This window comes from Winogradskyella sp. HaHa_3_26 (assembly GCF_019278425.1).
Lineage (GTDB): Bacteria > Bacteroidota > Bacteroidia > Flavobacteriales > Flavobacteriaceae > Winogradskyella > Winogradskyella undariae.
The window spans coordinates 1332520-1357422 of record NZ_CP058981.1 but is presented as its reverse complement, the minus strand read 5'-3'; the positions used below and the strand labels follow the sequence as shown (position 1 = coordinate 1357422).

Here is a 24903-nt window from a genome sequence, read left to right as displayed (position 1 = left end):
CATAATATTAACATTTAAAATCATATTATGAAAAATTCTAAAAAAGAATTCAGCGGTACTGGTCAGAGTACTACTGAGGTGAGAAAATCACAAAAGCACGATGCAAATTTACAAAAAAACTCAAGCCTTTATTTCCAAATAGGTTTGATACTTTGTTTATTGGGTACGTATGCACTTTTTGAAATGCAATTTCAAGAAAAGAAAATCAACTTTGTTGAAGAAGAAGTTGAGGTCGATAAACTTACAATCGATTATGTGCCGCCCTACATCGTTGAGGTAATTAAACCAAAAACTATAGAGAAATTGCCTAGTAGCGATTTAATCGATATAGTTAAGGTTGTTAAAGACGATGATCCATTTGTTCAAAATGTTATCGATTTACCAAAGAGCAATAAGCCTATGGTTGAAACCCCATTTACCTTAGGTGATGTACCAGATGTAGATACATCAGATGATGTTATTGTCGATTTTGTTGCCGTAGAGAAAGTTCCTGTATATCCAGGTTGTGAAAAACGTAAGACAAATGAAGGCCGTAAAAAATGTATGTCAGATAAAATTAATAAATTAATAGGTAAAAGATTTGATGTAGATATTGCTTCTGGTTACGGGTTATCTGGTAAGCAAAGAATTTTTACCCAATTCACAATTGATAAATTAGGTAATGTAACCGATATAAAAATAAGAGGTCCACATCCTGTTTTAGAAAAAGAAGCTAATCGTGTTATTAATAAGATTCCTAAAATGAAACCAGGAATACAAGGTGATGTTCCTGTAGGTGTAGTGTATTCTCTTCCTATAACATATCAAGTTAGAAATTAATTAACAGAAATAATTAGAAACCGCTATTCTCTATATAGCGGTTTTTTTATGCCTAAATAGAATCGATGGTTACTAAAAAAAATAAGTATCTTTCGCCCATTAAAAATTAGTATTATATGAAGCGCATTGTGCTATTTGTTATCTTATTAACGACCACTTATGATTATGCTCAAACCCTATTGTCATACGAGAAATCTCCAGTATTTAAGGAATGTAACTCGGTTGAAGTAGATCAATTAAAATCATGTTTCAACTACAATTTGAATAGTTTTATTTATAAAAATTTTAAAACACCTCAAATCGTTATTGATGAGTCTTATGTGGGGGGTATTAAAGTTTTATTTGAAGTTAATAAAGAAGGAGAATTTAGAACATTATACATAGATGCTATTTATGATGAATTAAAAATTGAAAGCAAACGTGTTTTCGATTCACTCCCAAAAATAAAACCAGCAACTTATAATGGTATTCCAACATTTGTTCAATACAGTATTAGTATTAATATTCCATTAACCGAGCCAGTAAAGGTTGTAAAGCTAACTGTTGAAGAAGAAAAGGAGTTAAGTGAAAAAGAAGCTCTAAATCTTACTTTGTCTAGTGAGTTTGATGATGTTAATAAAGCATTGAAAGCCTATGAGAAACTTGAATATAGTAGTGAATTAAATATTCCTTTTACACATTCTTATTACGCAAGGTTTGATGACGAAATGAATGCTATTGGTACTAATAGTCATACCGCATCAAAACCATTTGTTTATAGTGATGTGGCTAGGTATTATGATATTAAAGCAGAAAAAGAAAGCTTAGTAAAAGATACAGATTCTTGGTTAGGTAGAAAGTTGTTTAATGAGCACTTAGTAGAAGTTCAAGGTAAAGATTATTGGTTTACAATAGATCCTATTTTAGATTTACAAGTAGGAAAAGATACTGAGGCTGATTTTAATACCACTTGGAACAATACAAGAGGTGTAAATATTCAAGCCGGATTAGGAAAACGTTTTAATTTATCAGCTTCGGTTTATGAAAGTCAAGGTAGGTTTGCGGATTACTTTAATCAATATGCAGAGAGCTTGAAGGCTTTTGGACCAGATCCAGCCATTATTCCTGGTAGAGGAATAGCAAAGAGTTTTAAAGAGGATGCTTACGATTACCCTGTTGCAGAAGCTTACTTGTCTTATACACCAGCAGACTTTTTAAATGTACAATTTGGTCACGGTAAAAATTTTATTGGTGATGGTTATCGTTCTTTATTGCAGAGTGATGTTTCAAGTCCGTATCCATACTTAAAACTGAATGCTACATTTTGGAAAATTAAATATACCAGCACGTGGATGTGGTTAAAAGATGTTAGAGATGAAGTTGTAGATGATAAAGCATTTTTAACTAAGTATATGGCTAATCATTATTTAAGTTGGAATGTTTCTAAACGATTAAATATAGGTTTGTTTGAATCTGTAATATGGGCTAATTCAAATGGAAGAGGTTTTGATGTTAATTATTTAAATCCTATCATATTTTTTAGAGCTATAGAATTTCAAACAGGTCAAGGTGCCGGTAATGCTATTTTAGGATTATCTTCAAAATATAAATGGAATAATAAAGTAAACCTATATGGACAATTTGTTTTAGATGAATTTTCATTAGGAGATGTTAAAGCTGGAGAAAAAAGTTGGAAAAATAAATTCGGATATCAGTTAGGGGTTAAATATTTTAATGCCTTTGATGTCGATAATTTATTGCTTCAAGCAGAATATAATCGTGTAAGACCTTATGTTTATTCTCATAATACACAAATTCTAAATTATGCAAACTTTAATCAACCAATGGCACATCTTTGGGGTGCTAATTTTAAAGAATTGGTATTAATTGGGCGTTATAATTATAAACGATGGTTTGGTGATGCTAAATTTATATTTGGGCAACGTGGTTTAGATTATAATACAGATGAAGATAGTTTTTCTTACGGTGGAGATATTTACAGAGATTATAACGATCGTAATGCAGATATAGGTATAGAAATAGGACAAGGAAATAAAACTAATAGTTTTATGACCGAAATACAAGCTGGTTATTTATTAAACCCAGCAACCAATTTAAAAGTATTTACAAATATTATTTATAGAGACTATAATCCTGAAACTATTACTGCTTCAACTACAGATTCTAATACACTTTGGTTTAGTATTGGTGTAAGAACAGATATATTTAATTGGTATAATGATTTTTAATTTCATTGCTATAGAACTTTAATTTTCTAAACATTATTGTCGAATTGTAATGTCGTAATAGTCAAGTGCTATTGTTAAAACTAAAGTTTAACGTTGGTTAGGATTATTTTTCAGACTATCTTCGCAATCATTTTTACAAAAAACATATAATTTGAGCAGTACAAAATCTTCGCTATCAACAGTTTCTGTGGTAACAGATTTCAAGGAAATTACCAAGATGGGTTTGTCCTTAAGTGTGGTATTTTCTTCTATTGCTGGTTATTTTCTTGGAGCAGATACTATTAATTTTGCAACGCTTGCTTTATTAGCTTTTGGTGGCTATTTTATGGTTGGTGCTTCAAATGCTTATAACCAAATCATTGAGCGCGATTTAGATGTGCTAATGGATAGAACCAAAAACAGACCTATTCCTGCAGGGCGTATGTCTGTTAATACAGCATTTATAATAGCTGTGTCATTTACCATTTTAGGATTAGTTACTTTATATATTATTAACCCTAAGACAGCCATGTATGGGGCAATTTCAATATTTTTATACACAAGTGTCTACACACCTTTAAAGACAAAAACATCATTATCTGTGTTTGTTGGGGCTTTACCTGGAGCTATTCCTTTTATGTTAGGTTGGGTAGCGGCTCGTAACGAATTTGGTATTGAGCCAGGGACTTTATTTGCGATTCAATTTTTTTGGCAATTCCCTCACTTTTGGTCTATAGGATGGTTTTTACACGATGATTACAAAAAAGGAGGCTTCCATATGTTACCAACAGGGAAACCAGATAAGGGAACTGCTGTGCAAATAATTATGTATAGCATTTGGACTATCATTGCTTCTATAATACCTGTATTCGGTATGTCGGGTGATTTAAAATTATCTATTGTTGGTGCTATTTTAGTTTTTATATTAGGTTTGGTAATGTTGTTCTATGCTTTTAGATTGTTTAAAGAGCGAACAATAAAAGCCGCAAAACAACTCATGCTATCTAGTGTGTTTTATATTACAATGTTGCAAATTATATATGTTGCAGATAAATTTTTAAGAGAATGGATTTAACACAAGGGACAAGTGCGCAAAAAATCGCTAGGTCTAAAAAAATGATGATATGGTTCGCCATAGGTTCTTTAATTATGTCTTTTGCAGGTTTACTAAGTGCTTTTATAGTGAGTAGTAAACAAAGACTTAATGAAGATTGGTTAGTTGATTTTCAATTACCAAATGCTTTTTTTATAAGTTTAATACTTATTTTAATAAGTAGTTTAACCTTTATTTTAGCAAAACGAGCACTGCAACAAAACAAAATACAACTGGTATCAGTGTATTTATTGGTGACTTTAGCTTTAGGGATTGGATTTATTTTTAGTCAATTTACAGGTTTTGGACAGATTATTTCTGATGGTTATTATTTTACAGGACCAACAAGTAATATCACAATGTCTTATATTTACGTTATCGCAGTATTGCACATAGCGCACGTTATTGCTGGGCTAGGGTGTTTAATTGTTGTGATTTTTAATAACTTTAGACATAAGTATAATCCCGATAATATGTTGGGATTTGAACTCGCAGCAAACTTTTGGCATTTCGTAGATATACTATGGCTTGTGCTCTTTTTGTTTTTATATTTTTTTAAATATATAATTTGATTATTTTTGTCCATCTAAAAAATTTAAATAAATTCTATGGATTCTACGGTAGTTAGTACTGGTACAGAAGAAAAAACTTGGGGTGGTGGTAAAGATCCACTAAAGGCAAGTTACGGAAAGATGATGATGTGGTTCTTCATTGTATCTGATGCATTAACATTTTCAGGCTTCTTGGCAGCTTATGGTTTTTCAAGATTTAAATTCATGACCGAATGGCCAATTGCGGACGAAGTGTTTACACACGTTCCGTTTTTACATGGTCAAGATTTGCCAATGATTTATGTGGCGTTTATGACGTTCATCCTTATTATGTCATCAGTAACTATGGTATTAGCTGTAGATGCGGGTCATCACATGAACAAATCTAAAGTAACCATATACATGTTCTTAACCATTATTGGTGGAGCTATATTCTTAGGTTCTCAAGCTTGGGAATGGGGAACTTTTATTAAAGGTGATTACGGTGCTGTTCAAACTAATGGTGGAAATATTCTACAATTTGGAGAATATATTACTGTTGATGGTGAAAAAACATTTAAGCGTGTATCAATTGAGGATTTAGCGATTACTCAACCAAGCGAGCGTGTAGACCATGAGCGTAAAAACGGAATATGGTTTACAGATGAAGGTACTTTACCACTTTTCTCAGTAGATGAAATTTATGCAGGTTTAGCTGCAAATGAAAATGTTTTAGTAAGAAATCAGATTCTTGATGAAAACGGTCATAAAACTGTATTGTCTAGAGCAGAGTCTTTAAAACAAATAAAAGAAAACGGTAAATTAGTCGTTAAAGGAGCTAACCTTCAGGTTAATGAATATGGGCCATCTTTATTCGCAGATTTCTTTTTCTTCATTACTGGTTTTCACGGATTCCACGTACTTTCAGGTGTAATACTTAATATCATTATTTTCTTTAATGTTGTATTAGGTACTTACGAAAGAAGAGGAAGTTATGAAATGGTTGAGAAAGTTGGGTTATACTGGCACTTTGTCGATTTAGTATGGGTATTTGTATTCACATTTTTCTATTTAGTATAAAAAGAAATTAAGATTATATTATGGCACACGAGCATAAATTAGAAATATTTAGAGGACGTTGGAAATTTAAATCTAACATCGAGAAAATCTGGGGAGTTTTAGTATTCTTATCTGTAATAACAGCAGTTGAAGTTATATTAGGTATCTATAAACCAGAAATATTAATGCATACATGGTTAGATCCATTAGAAGGCGGATTCTTTGCTACAATAGGAAACATGATTTTATCACCTATTGTATACATGAAACCCTTAAACTTAATATTCATTCTGTTAACAATTGTAAAAGCCTATTATATAGCATGGGACTTTATGCACTTGAGAGATGAAACAGGTAGTTTTAGAAAAATGGTCGTTTGGACAGGAGTTTTCTTAATATGCTATTTAGTTTTTATCTTACTACAAGAAGGAGGTTATGTATTTAGTGTTTATAATGCTGATCATGCTTTAATAAAGAAAGATTTTTAAGTGAAAACAACATATCAACACTCGGTAAAAACTTAGTGTTAAATACAATTAAAAGGTGGTTTTTCTAAACCACCTTTTTTATTTTTGCATTATTCGTAATCTAAGATAGATTATACAATATAAAGCCATTAAAATTAAGGCTATAGTTCTCAGCAGATGAAAATAGTTAAAGTAAAACGCTATATCGTTCTTGGTATATTATTCTTCTTACCAGTGGCATTCTTATTAATGCTATATCCAGCAAAACACAATTACATACCTTTAAATATCGTCAATGAAAAAGTATCTGATATAGATGGTTTTCATTCCGATAGAGATGGAGAACTTTTGTTAAAAGATCATATTACTGTTTTAGGATTCTTAGGTAAATCTCCTTTAGATCATATGATTGCTGCTTCAAACTTAAAAGAATTAGTCTACGATAAGTTTAAGGGGTTTAAGAATTTTCAAATTGTAATTGTTGTTCCTGAAGGCACAGAAAAAGAAATTGAAGCGCTTAAGAAAGAAATAAATACTTACGAAGACTTAAAGTATTGGCATTATGCTTTTGCTACAGAAGGTGAAATAAAAATGCTTTATAGTTCATTAAAATCTAAAGTTAATTTATCAGATGATTTATCTGTAAGTAATGTTTTTATTGTAGATAAAGATCTTAATCAACGCGGAAGGATTGATGGTAGAAACGAAAGAGAGATAGAAGAAAATAAACCAAAATTTAGTGTTTATTCTTATGATGCGATTCAAGTAGCCGAAATAAAAAACATGATGAGTGATGATGTTCGAATTTTATTTACAGAATATCGTCAAAAGAGAACAGGTAAATTTGAAGGCTCTAATACAAGAAGAACTAAAGAAATAAATAAGAGTAATGAGTAAAAAAACAAACTATTCGTATATAGGAATTGCGTTTATTATTCTAGTTTTTGGAATTATTTTTGTTCCTAAAATTATAGATCGTGTAAGTGAAGGAGATGTTATTAGAGATGAAAGTCGAAGTATTAATGTTTTAAATTCATCAGTAGAAGGTGCTAAGCATAATAAAAGTGATTTAGCATATTTAGAGATCAATGGAGTATCTAAAAAAGTACCTGCTTTCAGTTTTACAAATCAAGATGGAAAGACGATTACTAATGAAGATTATTTAGGTAAAGTTTATGTTGTAGAATTTTTCTTTACAACGTGTCCAACAATTTGCCCTATAATGAACAGGAATTTGGTAGATGTTCAAGAAGATTTTAAAGATTTTGAAAATTTCGGAGTTGCTTCTTTTACTATCTCACCAGAAATAGATACACCAGAAGTTTTAAAAGCTTATGCAGAAAAATATGGAGTAACAAATCCAAATTGGAATTTTATGACAGGTGATGAAGCTGTTATTTATAAGTTAGCAAACGAAGGTTTTAATCTTTACATTGCTAAAGATGATACTGCAGAAGGTGGATTTGAACATTCGGGAAATTTTGCATTAATTGATAAAGAAGGATTTATAAGATCTAGAGTTGATGATTTCGGAAACCCAAAGATTTTTTATAATGGATTAATTTCAGAAGCTATTGGTGTAGATGATGATGGTATTACTCAAGAAATCACTATCTTAAAAGAAGATATTGCTAAATTACTGAAAGAGTAATATGCCTCACTTATTATTTTAACTAGCTGTAGAAGCTACAATACCTATGGATATGGATACAATTGATACTGAAAAAGCTAAGAAATACAATAAGTGGATTATTGTGCTGTCTATAATGATTCCTGTTGTAGTAGCTATTTTATCTCGAGTTAAACTACAAGACTTGGGTTTTGATGTAGCACCGTTAACATTTTTACCTCCAATTTATGCTACCATTAATGGGTTTACTGCATTACTTCTAATTAGTGCATTTGTTGCTATTAGAAAAAAGAATGTAGTACTTCACGAAAGCTTAATGACTACTGCTGTTTGGACATCTGTTGTGTTTCTTGTAATGTATGTTGCATATCATATGACAAGTGATTCTACACCTTTTGGAGGAGAAGGAACTATTAAATACATCTACTATTTTATCTTAATTACACATATCATTTTATCTATTGTAATTATTCCGTTTGTGCTTATCACTTACGTAAGAGGAATTACTAATGATAGAGCACGCCATAGAAAAATAGCAAAAATCACATTTCCTATGTGGTTGTATGTTGCAATAACGGGAGTTATTGTGTATCTTATGATCTCACCTTATTACATTTAATTATGAAACGTAAAATCGGTTTATCACTTATTGCATTTTTTTTCTTTATCTCTACTAATGCTCAATGCGCCATGTGTAGAGCTGTTTTAGAGAGTGGAGAAGATCAATCTGCAGCAGAAGGTATAAATGATGGTATCGTTTTTTTAATGGCAGTACCTTATATTTTGGTAGCTACTATAGGTTTTATTATTTATCGAAAATATAATAAGACAGATAATTCAGAAAATATAGATTAATATCTGTAACATTATTTAAAGATATTCGTCTTATGTATAACTAATCATTTCATTCATATCTACATATAGGTGTAATTTAATGTTTATTTGGTGTTCATAATTTGTAGGTGTAAAACTTTTCAAGTTATAAAATAATTGTATCCGCTAACCTAACTACATTATGATTCAAATAAAGGATTTGCACAAGTCTTACCATATGGGAAGTAATTCACTTCACGTATTAAAAGGTATTAATTTTGATGTTAAAGAAGGAGAACTTGTATCTATCATGGGCTCTTCTGGTTCAGGTAAATCTACATTGCTTAATATTCTTGGAATGCTAGACGAAGCAGATGAAGGACAATACATATTAGATAATGTTCCGATTAAGAATCTTAATGAAAAAATAGCCGCCAAATATAGAAATGAATTTCTCGGATTCATTTTTCAATCCTTCAACCTTATCAATTACAAAAGTGCTTTAGATAACGTTTCTATGCCTTTATATTACAAAGGTGTAAAACGTAAAGAACGAACTGAACGCGCTATGCATTATCTCGAAAAAGTAGGTTTAGCACAATGGTCTCATCATTTACCAAGCGAACTTTCTGGAGGTCAAAAACAGCGTGTTGCCATAGCAAGAGCATTAGCAAGTGATCCTAAAGTATTATTAGCAGATGAGCCAACAGGGGCCTTAGATACCAAAACATCTTACGAGGTTATGGAGCTTATACAAGGGATTAATGACGAAGGAAAAACGATTTTAATCGTGACTCACGAAGATGATATTGCACACATGACTAAGCGTATCGTTAATCTTAAAGATGGTTTAATTATAGATGATAGTCCAGTAGAACAAATAAGAGCTTCTGCACATGTTTGATTTAGAACGTTGGCAAGAAATATTTGAAACACTTAGTAAAAATAAATTAAGAACGTTTTTAACAGGTTTATCTGTAGCTTCTGGTATTTTTATTTTGGTAATTCTTCTAGGGTTTAGTGAAGGAATTTCTAATGGTGTAAAATCTCAATTTGAACAAGATGCAACAAATAAGATTTCTGTTTGGACTGGTGTAACCACTAAAAGTTATAAAGGTTTAAATCCAGGCCGTTATGTGCAATTGAAAAATTCAAGCTTTGATGCTATTGATAATCAGTACGGTGATTATTTTGAATACAGAACTAAGGATTATATGATTTGGGGAGGAGCAGTTACTTTTAAAAATGAATCAGGTAATTACCGAGTTCGTGGAACCATGCCAGATAATCAATTTATAGAAAATGCAGATATTGGCTCAGGACGTTTTATAAATCAATCTGATATCAATGAAAGCAAAAAAGTAGCTGTTATTGGAAACAAAGTAAAAACAGATATCTTTAAAGGTGAAGACCCAATCAATCAGAATATTCAGGTTTTCGGAATGAACTTTAAAGTAGTCGGTGTTTTTTATGACCCAGGTGGAGACCGGGAAGAAGGTCAAGTTTATATTCCGCTTTCTACAGCACAAAAAGTATTTAATCAAGGTGAAAATATCAGAAATATGGCCTTTACCGTTAAGATGGCTGATAATTTTGATGAAGCTGTAAAAAGATCTAATGCTATAGCTTTAGGGGTTGAGCAAAAAATCAAAGAAATTCATACCGTAGCACCAGACGATTTAAGTGCTGTTAGGGTTAATAATACCTTAGAACAAGCAGAGAAAATTTATTCCTTAGTGGCAACGATACGTGCTGTGTTTTGGTTTGTTGGTATAGGTACAATTATTGCAGGTATTGTCGGTGTTGGTAATATTATGCTAATCATTGTAAAAGAACGCACTAAAGAAATAGGAATTAGAAAAGCTTTAGGTGCTTTACCGATGTCTATTGTTGGTATGATTTTACAAGAGGCTATTTTTGTAACTATGTTTTCTGGTTTATTTGGGTTAATCCTAGGATTAGGTTTATTAGAACTCGTTGGACCACAAATTGAAAGTGATTTTATAAAATACCCACAAGTAGATTTTAATATCGCAATTACTACAGTCTTTTTATTAGTATTTGCAGGTGCTATTGCAGGATTTATTCCTGCTTATAGAGCAGCCAAAATTAAACCAATTGTAGCACTTAGAGACGAATAATATGTTTAGTAGAGACCGTTGGGAAGAAATACTTGAAGCATTAAATGCTAATAAATTTAGAACGTTTTTAACAGCGTTCGGAGTCTTTTGGGGCATTACAATTCTTGTATTATTATTGGCCATGACTAATGGGCTAAAAAATGGAGTCATGTCAGATTTTGGTGATTTTGCTACCAACTCTATGTTTATGTGGACCCAAAGTACATCTAAACCCTACAAAGGACTGCCCAAAGGACGTAGTTTTAGTTATAAAATAGATGATGTTGCAGCGATTAAAGCTCAAATTCCAAATTTAAAATATGTATCACCACGAAACCAATTAGGTGGTTTTAATGGTGCTAACAATGTGACAAGAGGGACTAAAACAGGAGCTTTTGAAATCTATGGTGATTATCCAGAATATATTAATCAGCAACCTTTAGATATTCTTCAAGGACGTTTTATTAGTTATTCAGATATTAATGCTAAGCGTAAAATATGTGTTATAGGAACAGGTGTAGTTAATGGACTTTACGATAAAGGAGAAGAAATTTTAGGAACTTACGTTAAAGTAAATGGCGTTAATTTTTTGGTTGTAGGTACTTTTAAAATGAGTAATAGTCAAGGAGATGAAGAGCAAGATGCAAGTACCATTTATATACCTTTTACCACATTTGGTCAAGCTTTTAATAGAGGAGAAAATGTAGGTTGGATGGCTGTAACAGCTGTAGATGGTGTTACTATTACCTCTTTAAAGCAACAAGTGTTTAATTTAATGAAATCTAGGCATAAAGTAGACCCAACAGATGATCGTGCTATCGGACATTTTGATCTGTCCGAGCAATTTGAACGCGTTAGTGGTTTGTTTTCAATATTATCTTTTGTTGGGTATTTTGTTGGAGCTTTAGTGTTAATGTCTGGCATTATTGGTATCAGTAATATTATGCTTATTGTAGTTAAAGAACGTACCAAAGAAATTGGAGTAAGACGTGCTTTAGGAGCAAGCCCATGGGCAATTAAATCACAAATTTTACAAGAGAGTTTAATATTAACCATTCTATCTGGTATGGTTGGTATTTCATTTGCTGCATTTGTTATTTGGGTAATGAATACCATTTTAGACAATGTAGGTCCTGTAGATAATTTTGCAAACCCAAGTGTTAGCATGCAAGTTATATTTACCGCTTTAATTATATTAATAGTTTCAGGTGTATTAGCCGGATTAATTCCTGCAAATAGTGCCACAAAAATGAAACCTGTAGATGCCTTAAGAATAGACTAAATTTATACCAATCACAATCATGAAAAGAACTAAAACTGTAATTATATTAATAGCAATTGTCGCTTTGTTCGGAATTTCACTATTCTATTTATGGCAGAAAAATCAAGAAAATCCTATTACTTATGCTTTAGAGTCGCCAACGGAAGAAACGATTATTGTAAAAACTGTAGCAACAGGTAGTATTGTACCAAAAGAAGAAGTATTAATTAAACCGAATATTTCAGGTGTTATTGAAGAAATTTTTATTGAAGCAGGTGAGTATGTTAAACAAGGAGATCTTATTGCTCAAATTAAAGTGATTCCAAATGCATCAACTTTAACAAGTGCTAAGAATAGTATTGCAACCAACCAAACAGCACTTCAAACAGCAAAAATAAATTTACAGACACAACAAGCTAATTACGATAGGCAGAAAGCATTGTTTAAAAAGGGTGTCATTTCAGCTAATGATTTTGAAGGCGTAAATAATTCATATTTACAAACAAAACAAAGTGTTGAGCAGGCTAGAATTAATGTGAATTCAGCCAATCAGAATTACGATATCATTAAAACAGGAACAACTTCTGGTTTAGGAAACATAGCACAAACACAAGTAAGAGCAACAGTTTCTGGGATGGTTTTAGATGTGCCTGTAAAAGCAGGAAATCAAGTTATTGAAGCCAATAATTTTAATGAAGGAACATCAATAGCCTCTTTAGCTGATGTAAAGCAAATGATTTTTGAAGGTAAAGTAGATGAAAGCGAAGTCGGAAAAATAAAAGAAGGTTTGCCACTAGAAATTACAGTTGGTGCCATAGAAAATAAGCAATTTGAAGCAGTTTTAGATTATATAGCACCAAAAGGTGTGGCAGAAAATGGAGCTGTTCAATTTGAAATAAAAGGAACTCTTAAAAAAATAGATTCAACATTTATTAGAGCGGGTTTAAGTGCTAATGCTTCAATTATTTTAAATAAAGCAGAGAAAGTTTTAGCGATTAAGGAGGCTTTAGTTCAATATGATGAGGAAACTAAAAAACCATTTGTTGAAGTTGCAATTGGTGATCAAAAATTTGAAAGAAAAGATTTAGAATTAGGTATTAGCGATGGTATTTTTGTTGAAGTTAAAAGTGGTATTTCTAAAACCGATAAAATAAAAGTTTGGAATCAATTAGAAGGTGTTCCAGATTATGCGCAGTAATATATTTAAATTAAATGTAACATTTTAAGTTTTAGATAGACCAATAGACATCATGAAAAAATCAATCATAATAGTATTACTTCTTTTTGGAGTATTAGCACAATCACAGAATAAGCAATGGACACTCAAAGAATGTGTTGATTATGCTTTAGAAAATAATATTTCTGTAAAGCAGAGTGAATTAGATATTCAAACATCAGAACTTAATAAAAGTGATGCTATTGGTAATTTTTTACCAACATTAAATGCATCTTCAAGCCTGAGTTGGAGTATTGGTTTAAATCAAGATCCTGTAACATTTAATGCTGTTAATTCAACAACCCGTACGTTAAGTGGAGGTATTAGTTCTTCTGTTGATATTTATAGAGGATTGAGTAATGTAAACCAATTAAGACGTTCTAATCTTCAATTATTATCTAGTCAATATCAACTAGATAATATGAAAGATAATATTTCATTAAATGTAGCAAATGCTTTTGTTCAAGTTTTATTTAATAAAGAACAGTTAAAAGTAGCTTTAGCTCAACAAGAAGTAACAAAGCAAGATATTAATCGTACAAAAGAATTAGTAGATGCAGGTTCGCTTCCTAGAGGAGATTTGTACGAAATACAAGCTACATTAGCCTCTCAAGAACAACAAGTAGTTAATGCAGAGAATGCTATTTTATTATCTAAAATTAGTTTAGCACAATTGCTTTTATTAAAAGATTATGAAAATTTTGATATTGAAGAGTTTAATTACGATGTGCCACTAGCAGACATTTTAAACGAAACACCAAGGTCTATTTTTGAAAAAGCAAGAGAAGCTCGTTATGATATTAAGATTGCTGAGAATAATAACGAAATAGCAGAGTATGATTTAAAAATTGCAAAAGCTAGTTTACAGCCTTCTTTGACAGGTGGTTACAGTTTTAGTTCAAATTATTTTACATCAGAATTATTTGATACACCTAATTTTGAAAATCAAATATCTGACAATAAGAATCATAACTTCTTTTTAAGTTTGAATATTCCTATTTTTAATGGGTTTTCAGTAAAGAATAATGTAAAACGAAGTAAAGTTAGTTTAGAACTTACTAAGTTTCAATTAGAACAAACGGAATTAGATTTAGAAACTAATGTATACCAATCTTTTAATGACGCTAAAGGAGCTTTAAAAGCTTACGAAGCTGCACAGAAAACATTAATTGCTAGACAAGAAGCTTTTAATTATTCTCAAGAACGATATACCGTTGGGTTATTAAATTCATTTGATTTTAATCAATCAAAAAATAATCTTGAAGCCTCACAAAGTGAAGTGGTTAGAACTAAATACGATTATATATTTAAGTTAAAAGTATTAGAGTTTTATTTTGGAATACCAGTAACAGAATCAAAGTTATAATTATGAGTAAAACAGTAAAAATTATTATCGGAATTGTAATCATTGCACTTTTTGTTTTAGTAGCAGGTTCTAAAATGGGATGGTTTGGTGAAAAAAGTGATTTTAAAGAGGTAGTTCTTCAAGATGTAACTTTAAAAGATATTGTACAAACGGTATCTGCCACAGGTAAAATTCAGCCAGAGGTTGAGGTAAAGATTTCTTCAGAGGTTTCAGGTGAAATATTAGAACTACCTTTTAAAGAAGGGCAAGAAGTTAAGAAGGGTGATTTATTAGTCAAAGTAAACCCAGATTTAAGTCAGTCTGCATACAGTAGAAGTCAAGCATCTTATCAAAATGTAAGAGCGGGTATGGCACAAGCAGAAGCTAACTTAAAGCAAGCAAAAGCAGATTACGAAAGAAATAAAACGCTTTTTGATAGAGGTGTGATTTCAAAATCAGATTGGGACAGTTCTATTGCGGCTTATGAAACAGCAACTGCCGGAAAAAATTCAGCATATTATAATGTTCAAAGTGCAGCGGCAACAGTAAATGAAGCTAAAGATAATTTAAACAGAACTACGATTTATGCACCAATGACAGGAACTATTTCGCTTTTAAGTGTAGAACTTGGTGAGCGTGTAGTAGGAACACAACAAATGGCAGGTACAGAAATTCTTAGAGTAGCTAACTTAAAGAATATGGAAGTAGAAGTTGATGTTAATGAAAACGATATTGTAAAAGTGAGTATTGGTGACTCTGCAATTGTTGAAGTTGATGCTTATTTAAAGAAACAATTTAAAGGTATTGTTACCGCGATAGCTAATTCTGCAGAAGGAACTTTAACAGCAGATCAGGTTACTAATTTTAAAGTTAAGGTAAGAATTATTGAAGAGTCTTATAAAGATTTAACCGAAGGTAAACCTGAAACATATTCACCATTTAGACCAGGTATGACAGCTACAGTTGATATTATTACAAAAACTAGAAAAGATGCAATTTCAGTACCAATTAGTGCTATTGTAATTAAAACAGATACAAGCTCAACAAAGAAGACTTATGTTAAATCTACAGAAATGACAGAGCGTAATTTAGGGCAAGAAGAACAGAAATTTGAATGTGTTTTTGTTAATGATAATGGTAAAGCAAAATTAAGAGTGGTTACAACAGGTATTCAGGATGATACTAATATTGAAATTATTTCAGGATTGGCTGAGGATGATGAAATTATAACAGGACCTTATAGTATGGTTTCTAAAAATTTAAATCCAGGTGATTTAATTGCTGTTCCAAATAAAGAAATGGAAGATAAATAGGGGCAAATTCCTAAAGTTAAAGAATGTCATTTTTGATTAATATATTGTAGTTTTACCAAAAACAACAACAGCATATGGCATTAGTGCTAAATATAGAAACAGCAACAACAAATTGTTCAGTCTCTCTGTCTAAAGATGGGGAGACTTTAGTTTTAAAAGAAGATAACAGTCTTGGTTATTCTCATGCAGAAACTTTGCATCTTTTTATTGATGAGCTTTTTAAAATTTCAAAATTAAAACCATCAGAGATTGATGCTGTAGCCGTAAGTAAAGGTCCAGGATCTTATACCGGTTTAAGGATTGGTGTATCTTCAGCTAAAGGTTTGTGTTTTGCTTTAGATAAGCCTCTAATTTCTATTTCTACTTTAGAAAGTTTAGCACATCAGGTTAAGGTCGAAGATGGTTTTATTGTACCGATGTTAGATGCCAGACGTATGGAAGTTTATTCTGCTATTTATAATTCAAAATTAGAATTACACAGAGCTATAGAAGCAGAGATTCTTAATGAAGAAAGTTTTAGTACGCTTCTAGAGAGTCATAAAGTTTATTTTATAGGTAATGGTGTAGAAAAGACAAAAAGCTTAATTCAACATCCTAATGCAATCTTTATAGAAGGGAAATTACCTTCTGCTAATGAGATGTCCTTTTTGTCAGAAATGAAGCATGAAAAAAGCGACACCGAAGATGTCGCTTATTTTGAACCCTATTATTTAAAGGATTTTGTAGCTTTAAAAAAGAAGGCTTAAGCTTCTTTATGTATTTCTACTTGATGTGGGTAAGGAATTTCAATACCAGCAGCATCAAGAGCTTCTTTTACACTTTCAGTTACTTCAAAGTAAACTGTCCAGTAATCTGCAGTATTAACCCATGGTCTAACAACAAAGTTAATAGAGCTATCTGCAAGTTCAGATAAAGCAATTGTTGGAGCTGGATCTTTTAAAATTAAAGGATGCGCTGCTAATACTTTACTAAAAACTTCTTTGGTTTGTTTAATGTCAGCATCATAGCTTACACCAAATACTAAATCAACTCTACGGGTACCTTGTGTAGTATAGTTTACGATATTTCCGTTAGAAAGTGATCCATTAGGAATGATGATTTCTTTATTAGATAGGCCAATTAATTTTGTAGTAAAAATTTCAATTTCTTTTACAACTCCAATTTCACCTTGAGCTTCAATTAAATCACCTATTTTAATAGGTTTAAAAATCATAATTAATACTCCACCTGCAAAATTTCCAAGAGAACCTTGAAGCGCTAAACCAATAGCTAAACCAGCAGCAGCAATAATAGCAGCAAAAGACGTTGTCTCAATTCCCATTGTACCTAACACAACTATAATTAGTACAATTTTTAAAATCCAACTAATAAGATTTAATAAGAATTTTTTTAGGCTTTCATCATAATTAGCTTTGTTCATGGCTGCTTTAGCACCTTTTACTAGCATTTTTAGAATCCAAGATCCAATGATCCAAATTAGTATTGCTATAATAAGTTTGGGGCCATATTCTATAATTAAGTTATAGCCTGCGTCAATCCATTTTTGTGTATCCATTCTTCTGTATTAAATATATTTATTTTAAGTAGTGTATTTATAGAGTTTTAATATGTTTAAACAATGTAATTAAATCTTCATCATCCTTAAGGCTAATTTTATTTTCCTTTATGAACTCTTTTAAATCCTCAGAATTTTTAGGGAATAATTTTAAAAAATCTTTTCTTTTTTGAGGTAATAAAGTGATGTCATCTCCTGATCTATAGTAAAAAACATCTTTAGATCTTTTGTATTCTGCAGGCTTTGCTTCATCATAACCATTAGTTGATGGTTTTTCTTCATAGTATTTTACCACTTCTTCTTTTAAAAAGGCCATTGAATCTGTTTCTCCTAATACAACAAGGAATCCTTGTTTTAAAATATCATCATCATTTTTATAGTTATAGCTTTTGTATATTTTTTTACCCATTACAAAAGTAATCTCATATTTTTCTGCATTATTTAAAACGATGGTGTCATTGTCAAGTTTAAGTTGCATTTCTCCAAGATTTGCATCATACCTACCGTAAAATGTTTTATCACCAAATCTTTTAAGTTTAACAACTTCAAATATATCACTAATGTATGGTGAGCCTTTTGCATTTTTTACTTTATCAAAATCATTATTGATTGTACTAATAAAACCATTTAAAAGGTTTTGTGTACTTTGGTGATTTAGATCTTGTGCATTGCTTGTATTAATACCACTAAGAGTAATTAGTGTTATGAAGATAAATTGTTTAATGTGTGTCATAAAATTATTGGATTTAATATTATTAATTATATAACTTTAATATCTGTTAAGGTTAATTATAAGCTAATTAATATTGTTTCTGTTTATTAAATACATTTTGTTTTTTTAGTATTTATAGATTCAATATTTTAAGAAGTTTAGAATAGGACTTACTTATTAGACACTAAAGTTTTTTATTTGTCACTTAAAAATAGAAAAAATTAGCCATTTATAGCGTTTACAATGATCGAATTGTCATTTAACATTTCTTTTAACATACTTTCAATACCGTTTTTTAAAGTAAAAGTAGATGATGGGCAACCACTACATGCACCCTGTAATAATACTTTTACTTCTTTTGAAGTTTCATCATAAGATATAAATTCAATGTTACCACCATCACTTTCAACCGCTGGTTTTATGTATTCTTCAAGTATATTAATGATGTTTTTTGAAGTATCATCTAAAGCTTCAAATTTTTGTTCAATAGCTTTTTCTGTTTTTTCTAATTTTTTTGGGGCATCATCATTTAAAATAGTTTTTCCATCCTCAACATAAGATTTTAAGAACTCTCTTAATTGTAAAGTGACTTCTTCCCATTCAATAATGTCGAATTTTGTGATTGAAACAAAATTCTTTTCCATGTATATATTTTTTACAAAAGGAAATTGAAATAAAGCAGTTGCTAATGGAGATGGTTTTGCTTCTTCAATAGATTTAAACTCATATAAATTAGGAACAAGTACTTTGTTACATACAAATTTTAAAACTCCAGGATTAGGAGTGCTTTCTGCATAAATAGTGACTGCTGCTTTAGGTTTTGATGTATCTTCTATTACGACAACCTCGTTTTTAGACAAATATTCTTCAATCTGAAGTGCAACTTCATTTTCTACATCTTTCCATTCAACAATATTATAGCGTTCTATTGCTATAAAATTAGATGCAATATATACCTTCTTAACAAATGGAAGATAAAATAATTGTTGAGCCAAAGGAGAGTTTTTAGCGTCGTCTATATTGTTGAATTCGAAGCTGTTGTGATTGGTTAAGAATCTGTCGGCCTCAAATTTCTTGATTGCATCATTAGATGTTGATACTACGGATATTTTTGTTTCTAACATTTTTTTTAGCAAAAGTATGAAATATCATATTGATACCTTCATCCTATAGATTATGTTTTATATCTATTAAATTCTATGTGTCTAATATTATTTGTTTAAATTTCGTGTCAAATTTAAGTTGCTTTTTTGTTATTATTTCAACTCATTGGGCAATACCAGCGATAATTAATCAGAATTTTATGAAAAAAACATTACTATTCTTAACTTTATTTATTTCTTATTTTAGTTTTTCTCAAGACGTATCCATGGAAGATGGAGTTTTTCTGCGCTGTGAGCCAAATATGTTTTATGACTCAGGAACACAGTATACTGGTTACGGTAATGGTGAGAATTTTATAACTACAATTTGCCCAGAAAATGCAGATCAGTTTACGATTCTTAATTTTACATATTTTTGGACAAGAGCAGAAGATGTAATGAATATTTATGATGGAGATGATACTTCTGCACCTTTATTAGGAAGTTACTCAGGTGTAGTTTATATTCCGGCTACTAATCCATTTGAGGTTAGTGCATCGAGTTCTAATACATCTGGTTGTTTAACTGTTGAGTTTATTTCAGATGATTCTGGGACTGCTGATGGTTGGGTTGCAGAGATTTTATGTGCAACAGCATGTCAAGATATTGTTGCTTCAATTGATAGCACAACTCCAGCTCCTAGTGCAACAGGGGTAATAGGAGTACTTCCGGGTGATACAGTAGATTTCTCAGGAAGTGCTACATTTTCTTTAGATGATACAGGAGCTACTTATAGTTGGGATTTTGATGATGGAAATATAGCTACTGGAGCAGATGTAACAAATACATTTACAAGTCCAGGAACTTATATAGTAACTCTTACTGCAACGGATACTAATCCCCAAGGTTGTTCAGATACTGATACAATTACGGTTTTTGTTTTAGGGCCTAATCTTGTGGTAGACCAAGATATGTTTACTGTAGAAGAATTGATTGAAGATGTTTTAATAGACAGTCCGTGTGCTTCTGTTTCTGATATCGAGTACTCAACAGGGTCGACACTTGATCCTGATGACCCAAATGGTATAGGTTATTTTTTTAGTAATGGGGATGATGATTTCTTTGAAGAAGGTTTATTGTTAACTAGTGGTGATGCTAGTAGGGCTGGTGGTCCTAATAATGTAACTTTAAGTGATGGTTCTTGGGCTGGTGATGATGACTTAGATGATTTATTAGGGGTGGATTCTAATGACGCTACTTATATTCAATTTACATTTATACCTATAGGAAATTCTATAAAATTTGAATTTTTAATGGCTTCTGAAGAATACGATATGGGGTCATTTGAATGTAATTATTCAGATGCTTTTGCTTTTTTGTTAACAGATTCATCAGGTAATGTAACTAATCTAGCGGTTATACCTGATACTACAGACCCTATTTTAGTAACCAATGTTCATCCTGATAATGGTCAAGATTGTGGTGGTGCTAATGAAGAACTTTTTGATGTATATACCCCATCAAATGGAGCGCCTATTGCTTTTGATGGAAGGACAGTACCTTTTTTAGCTTACGCAGATGTGATTCCAAATGAAGTATATACGATTAAATTAGTGATTGCAGACGATAGAGATAGTTCATATGATTCAGGAGTTTTTATTAAGGCAGGAAGTTTTGATTTAGGAGGTAGTTTAGGGGAAGATATTACGATAGCATCAGGTAATGCGTTATGTGATGGGGAAGAAGTTATTTTAGATACAGGTCTTCCAGAAGAGGTAATTCATATTTGGTATAAAGATGATGTTTTAATACCTGGTGAATCATCTACAACACTTACTGTTACAGAACCAGGAATTTATTATGCTGAGTTTGATGCCAGTGTTTGCGTTGGAGCTTCCGATCCGATTTTAGTTGAGTTTAGGGATAATCCTACAGTCAATGCTGTTCCAGATATAGCAATTTGTAGTGCCTCTGGAACTGAAGAGTTTGATTTGTCTGCAAATGATAGTGCTGCTTTGGGAGATTTTAGTTCTACAGATTATACGGTTAGTTATCATCTTACAGAAGAAGATGCTATTGATAATATAGATCCATTACCAAGTCTTTATACTAATGTATCTAGCCCTCAAACTATATGGGTGCGTTTAGCAGATGTGTCTCAAACATGTGCAGTAACAACATCATTTGAGTTGTCTGCTGCTTTGGCTCCAGATATTAATTCGGTACCAGATTTAGAGACTTGTGATGATGCGTCTAATGATGGTTTTTCAACTTTTGAATTAAGTGATCAAACAGCTACAATATTAGGGTCACAATCTGGGACAGATTTTGAAGTCTCTTATTATCTTACAGCAGAAGATGCAGATTTAGGAAACAACACTTTACCATTAACTTATACTAATACTGTCAATTCACAACCTATTTATGTAAGAGTAGCGAGTATTGGAGATTCGGCTTGTTACAATGCCTCAACGACACCTTTATTTAATTTAGTCGTTAATACAAGAGCGTTGGCAACAGCTCCAATAGATTTAGAAATGTGTGATGATCTCAGTGGAGATGGTATTGCAACTTTTAACTTAAGTAACCAAGAAACAACAATCTTGGGCGGACAAGATGCTTCTGTTTATAATGTTAGTTTTCATGCAAGTCAAGATGATGCAGAAAATAATGTTGGAGTCTTACCAACGAATTATGAAAATACAAGTTCACCAAATACACAAACGATTTATGCTCGTGTAGAAGACCCATTATATTCAAGTTGTTATGCAACGACATCTTTTGATTTAATTGTAAATTCATTACCGGTGATAACTGATCCATCAGCATTAGAAGTTTGTGACGATGGTACACCAGATGGTCTTACGGAGATGGATTTAACTTTGAAGAATTCAGAAATTACAGGTGGTAATCCAGATTATACAATTACTTATCATGAGTTAATTTCAGAAGCAGAATTAGGTACTAATCCATTACCAACGCCGTATACAAATACAAGTAACGGACAATTTATTTTTGCACGGGTAGAAGATAACATTACAGGATGTTCTGTGACTACAAGGTTAGAATTAGTTGTGCAACAGGCTCCTGCAGCCTATACGCCACAACCTTTTGTTTATTGTGATCCGGATAACGATGGATACGGCATGTTTATGCTTAGTAATTTAGATGCTGAAATTACCGGAGGTGCTTCAGGATTAGATGTTACTTATCACGAAACACAAACCAATGCAGATACTGGAGTAAATGCCATAGATACATCTATAGATTACGAAAATATTGTTCAAGATGCTCAAATACTATATGCACGTGTAGAAAGTTCAACGATAACAACAGCTTGTGCAACGATTGTTGTGGTAGAATTAATAGTAGAGGAAACACCACAATTAACAGCTCCAACAGCATTAGAATTTTGTGAAGATATTAATTCCTTTGATGGTTATATTAGTTTTGACCTTACAAGTAAATCTTCAGAAGTATTAAACGGTCAAGATGAGACGCAATATATTCTAAGTTATTACGAGAATGAATCTGACGCTGAATCAGGAACAAATGCAATACCCAACCCTTCAGTTTACACTAATAATGTTCCTTTTAATCAAATTATTTGGATAAGAGTCGAATATAATACAAGTGCTGGAGGATGTTACAAAATAACAAGTTTAGAATTAATCGTTAATCCTTTACCTGTTGCAATCCAGCCAACACAATTAAGTTTATGTGATGATTTAGGAGAAACACCAGGTGATGAGTTTACAGTTTTTGATTTAACAGTAAAAGATGATGAAATTACAGGTAATAATGGAAGTTTATCGGTAACGTATTATGAAACTAATGCTGATGCACAGTCTCAAATCAATGCGATACCAGATCCAACGCAGTATACTAATACATCTGTAGATGGATTAGATGCGAATCCACAAACGCTTTATGCTGTAGTTACAGATACAAATACAGGTTGTGTAGATTATGTAACACTGACTATACGTGTATTACCAAATCCAACGCCAACACCAAGTGAAGATATTCCAAACATCGAGTTATGTGATGATGTAAATACAGGAGATGGTGTAGAGGTTTTTGATTTAACAGAAAATGAAGTTTTAATTCTAAACGGAGAAGCAGGTGTAACGGCAAGTTATTATGAAACTCAAGAAGATGCGAATACAGAATATAATGCAATACCAGATCCAACACAATACACTAATATAGATACGCCAGAACAAGAAATCTATGTAAGAATAACAAGAAACAGTACAGGGTGTTATTCGTTAGTAGACTTTACTATTGTAGTGCATCCTTTACCAGCAGTAGTTCCTGTTACAGATATTGTACAATGTGAATTGTTTACTGATGGGGTTGATAGTTTTGATTTAACAACAAAAGATGAAGAAGTACTAGGCGGTCAAGACGCAACACAATTCATAGTAAGTTATCACGAAAGTTTAGCTGATGCAGAAGCAGGAGTAAGTGGCTTAGTAAGTCCTTATAATAATACAAGTAACCCACAAGAAATCTTTGTTACAATCACAAATAACGTAACAGGTTGTTCAATAAGTACACAGAGTTTTTATATTGAAGTTGATGAGGCGGCACAAGCTAATCCAGATATGAACCCAATATTATATGAAATATGTGATGATGAAATTGATGGGGATTACACCAATGGTAGTGCTCAATTCGATTTAACCACGATGGATGAAGATATTTTAGATCTTCAAGATCCTTTAAATTATATCGTAACCTATTATGGAACTCAAGAAGATGCGGATTTAAAAGAGAATCCATTACCAACCTTGTATGAAAACACGGTAAATCCACAAGTGATTTATGCAAGAGTAGATAATGATACTCCAGATGCAACTACAGGTAACGACACTTCTATATGTTATGCTGTAGCAGAATTAACTTTAGAGGTTAATCCATTACCAAATCTAGATTTAGATGATCGTTATATTCTTTGTATAAACACTAATGACACAGAAGTATTAGAGCCTTTGGTTATAGATACTTATTTATCAGCTGCAGATTATAGTTTTGTATGGTATTTTAATGCAGTAGAAATGGCAGGGGAAACAGGATCAAGTATAGTTCCATTAGAAGAAGGAACATATAGCGTTGATGTTACTGATATCAGTACATCAAGTGAGACTAATTGCGTTATCAGTGATAGCACAGAAGTTATAGAAAGTGAGCCACCAAGTATAACAATAGATCTCTTAACACAAGCTTTTGCTGATAATCACGTTTTAGAAGCCATAGCTGTAGGGATCGGAGTCTATGAATATAGTTTAGATGGTGGTCCATGGCAAGACTCAGGTGTGTTTAGTAACGTATCATCAGGAGATCATGAGATCACTGCAAGAGACAGAAACGGATGTGGATTGAGATCATCATCTAAGTTTGTGCTAGATTATCCATTGTATTTCACCCCCAATGGAGATGGAAATCATGAAACTTGGAACATTGAAGGTGTTGGTAGTAATGCAAAAATTTATATATTTGACCGATACGGTAAGTTATTACAACAACTAAGTCCAGATGGTGATGGATGGGACGGAACGTATAATGGTAAAGCGATGGCAACAGATGGTTACTGGTTTACAGTAGAATACGATGAGCCAAGCACAGGAAAACGCAAAGAATTTAAAGCTCATTTTACATTGAAACGATAAAAAATT

21 protein-coding genes are annotated in these 24903 nt (G+C 31.8%); 18 read left to right on the top strand and 3 right to left on the bottom strand.

Features of this window, described 5'->3' with window-relative positions; translation table 11 throughout:
* The first annotated feature begins 27 nt into the window (after window positions 1-27).
* The 17 genes from H0I32_RS05890 to tsaB all read left to right on the top strand — a co-directional run bounded on the left by H0I32_RS05890 (window position 28) and on the right by tsaB (window position 16619).
* Complete coding sequence (locus H0I32_RS05890; RefSeq protein WP_179312675.1) at window positions 28-819, top strand: energy transducer TonB; 792 nt, start codon at window positions 28-30, stop codon at window positions 817-819.
* 116 nt (window positions 820-935) lie between these two features.
* Window positions 936-3047: a gliding motility protein RemB gene (locus tag H0I32_RS05885; RefSeq protein WP_179312677.1), complete on the top strand. Its 2112-nt coding sequence runs from the start codon at window positions 936-938 to the stop codon at window positions 3045-3047.
* Window positions 3048-3198: 151 nt separating this feature from the next.
* Window positions 3199-4101, top strand: coding sequence for a heme o synthase (cyoE, locus tag H0I32_RS05880; RefSeq protein WP_173587069.1), 903 nt, complete (start codon window positions 3199-3201; stop codon window positions 4099-4101).
* Window positions 4092-4691, top strand: coding sequence for a heme-copper oxidase subunit III (locus H0I32_RS05875; RefSeq protein WP_173587070.1), 600 nt, complete (start codon window positions 4092-4094; stop codon window positions 4689-4691). The genes cyoE and H0I32_RS05875 overlap by 10 nt, the downstream gene beginning before the upstream one ends.
* Window positions 4692-4727: 36 nt before the next feature.
* Window positions 4728-5729 carry a cytochrome c oxidase subunit 3 gene (locus tag H0I32_RS05870; protein ID WP_173587071.1) on the top strand — a complete coding sequence of 334 codons (1002 nt, stop codon included), beginning with the start codon at window positions 4728-4730 and terminating at the stop codon, window positions 5727-5729.
* Between the two features lie 20 nt (window positions 5730-5749).
* A complete protein-coding gene (locus tag H0I32_RS05865) occupies window positions 5750-6196 on the top strand; it encodes a cytochrome C oxidase subunit IV family protein (RefSeq protein WP_179312679.1) in 447 nt (148 codons plus the stop codon).
* Between the two features lie 156 nt (window positions 6197-6352).
* The gene (locus tag H0I32_RS05860; protein WP_173587073.1) at window positions 6353-7072 is read left to right on the top strand and encodes a hypothetical protein; all 720 of its coding nucleotides are present in this window, start codon (window positions 6353-6355) and stop codon (window positions 7070-7072) included.
* Complete coding sequence (locus H0I32_RS05855) at window positions 7065-7826, top strand: SCO family protein (protein ID WP_179312681.1); 762 nt, start codon at window positions 7065-7067, stop codon at window positions 7824-7826. The genes H0I32_RS05860 and H0I32_RS05855 overlap by 8 nt, the downstream gene beginning before the upstream one ends.
* 52 nt (window positions 7827-7878) lie before the next feature.
* The gene (locus H0I32_RS05850) at window positions 7879-8424 is read left to right on the top strand and encodes a DUF420 domain-containing protein (protein WP_179312683.1); all 546 of its coding nucleotides are present in this window, start codon (window positions 7879-7881) and stop codon (window positions 8422-8424) included.
* Window positions 8425-8426: 2 nt separating this feature from the next.
* A complete protein-coding gene (locus H0I32_RS05845; RefSeq protein ID WP_173587076.1) occupies window positions 8427-8660 on the top strand; it encodes a hypothetical protein in 234 nt (77 codons plus the stop codon).
* Between the two features lie 160 nt (window positions 8661-8820).
* Entirely contained in the window at window positions 8821-9522 is a 702-nt protein-coding gene (locus H0I32_RS05840; protein WP_173587077.1) for an ABC transporter ATP-binding protein, read from the top strand.
* Window positions 9515-10759 carry an ABC transporter permease gene (locus H0I32_RS05835; protein ID WP_173587078.1) on the top strand — a complete coding sequence of 415 codons (1245 nt, stop codon included), beginning with the start codon at window positions 9515-9517 and terminating at the stop codon, window positions 10757-10759. The genes H0I32_RS05840 and H0I32_RS05835 overlap by 8 nt, the downstream gene beginning before the upstream one ends.
* 1 nt (window position 10760) lies before the next feature.
* Window positions 10761-12020 carry an ABC transporter permease gene (locus H0I32_RS05830; RefSeq protein WP_173587079.1) on the top strand — a complete coding sequence of 420 codons (1260 nt, stop codon included), beginning with the start codon at window positions 10761-10763 and terminating at the stop codon, window positions 12018-12020.
* 19 nt (window positions 12021-12039) lie between these two features.
* Window positions 12040-13197, top strand: a complete 1158-nt coding sequence (locus H0I32_RS05825; RefSeq protein WP_179312685.1) for an efflux RND transporter periplasmic adaptor subunit — start codon at window positions 12040-12042, stop codon at window positions 13195-13197.
* A gap of 52 nt (window positions 13198-13249) precedes the next feature.
* The gene (locus tag H0I32_RS05820; protein WP_179312687.1) at window positions 13250-14581 is read left to right on the top strand and encodes a TolC family protein; all 1332 of its coding nucleotides are present in this window, start codon (window positions 13250-13252) and stop codon (window positions 14579-14581) included.
* A gap of 2 nt (window positions 14582-14583) precedes the next feature.
* Window positions 14584-15873, top strand: coding sequence for an efflux RND transporter periplasmic adaptor subunit (locus H0I32_RS05815; RefSeq protein WP_179312688.1), 1290 nt, complete (start codon window positions 14584-14586; stop codon window positions 15871-15873).
* 74 nt (window positions 15874-15947) lie between these two features.
* Entirely contained in the window at window positions 15948-16619 is a 672-nt protein-coding gene (gene tsaB, locus H0I32_RS05810) for a tRNA (adenosine(37)-N6)-threonylcarbamoyltransferase complex dimerization subunit type 1 TsaB (RefSeq protein ID WP_179312690.1), read from the top strand.
* Here tsaB and H0I32_RS05805 read toward each other — a convergent pair.
* From H0I32_RS05805 to H0I32_RS05795, 3 genes are all read right to left on the bottom strand, one after another.
* Window positions 16616-17428, bottom strand: a complete 813-nt coding sequence (locus H0I32_RS05805) for a mechanosensitive ion channel family protein (RefSeq protein WP_179312692.1) — start codon at window positions 17426-17428, stop codon at window positions 16616-16618. The genes tsaB and H0I32_RS05805 overlap by 4 nt on opposite strands.
* A 37-nt stretch (window positions 17429-17465) precedes the next feature.
* A complete protein-coding gene (locus H0I32_RS05800; RefSeq protein ID WP_179312694.1) occupies window positions 17466-18161 on the bottom strand; it encodes a hypothetical protein in 696 nt (231 codons plus the stop codon).
* A 200-nt stretch (window positions 18162-18361) separates the two neighbouring features.
* Window positions 18362-19264, bottom strand: coding sequence for a NifU family protein (locus H0I32_RS05795; RefSeq protein ID WP_173587086.1), 903 nt, complete (start codon window positions 19262-19264; stop codon window positions 18362-18364).
* A gap of 179 nt (window positions 19265-19443) precedes the next feature.
* On the opposite strand from H0I32_RS05795, the gene H0I32_RS05790 reads away from it, so the two are divergent.
* A complete protein-coding gene (locus H0I32_RS05790) occupies window positions 19444-24897 on the top strand; it encodes a choice-of-anchor L domain-containing protein (protein ID WP_256928790.1) in 5454 nt (1817 codons plus the stop codon).
* Window positions 24898-24903: the final 6 nt, after the last annotated feature.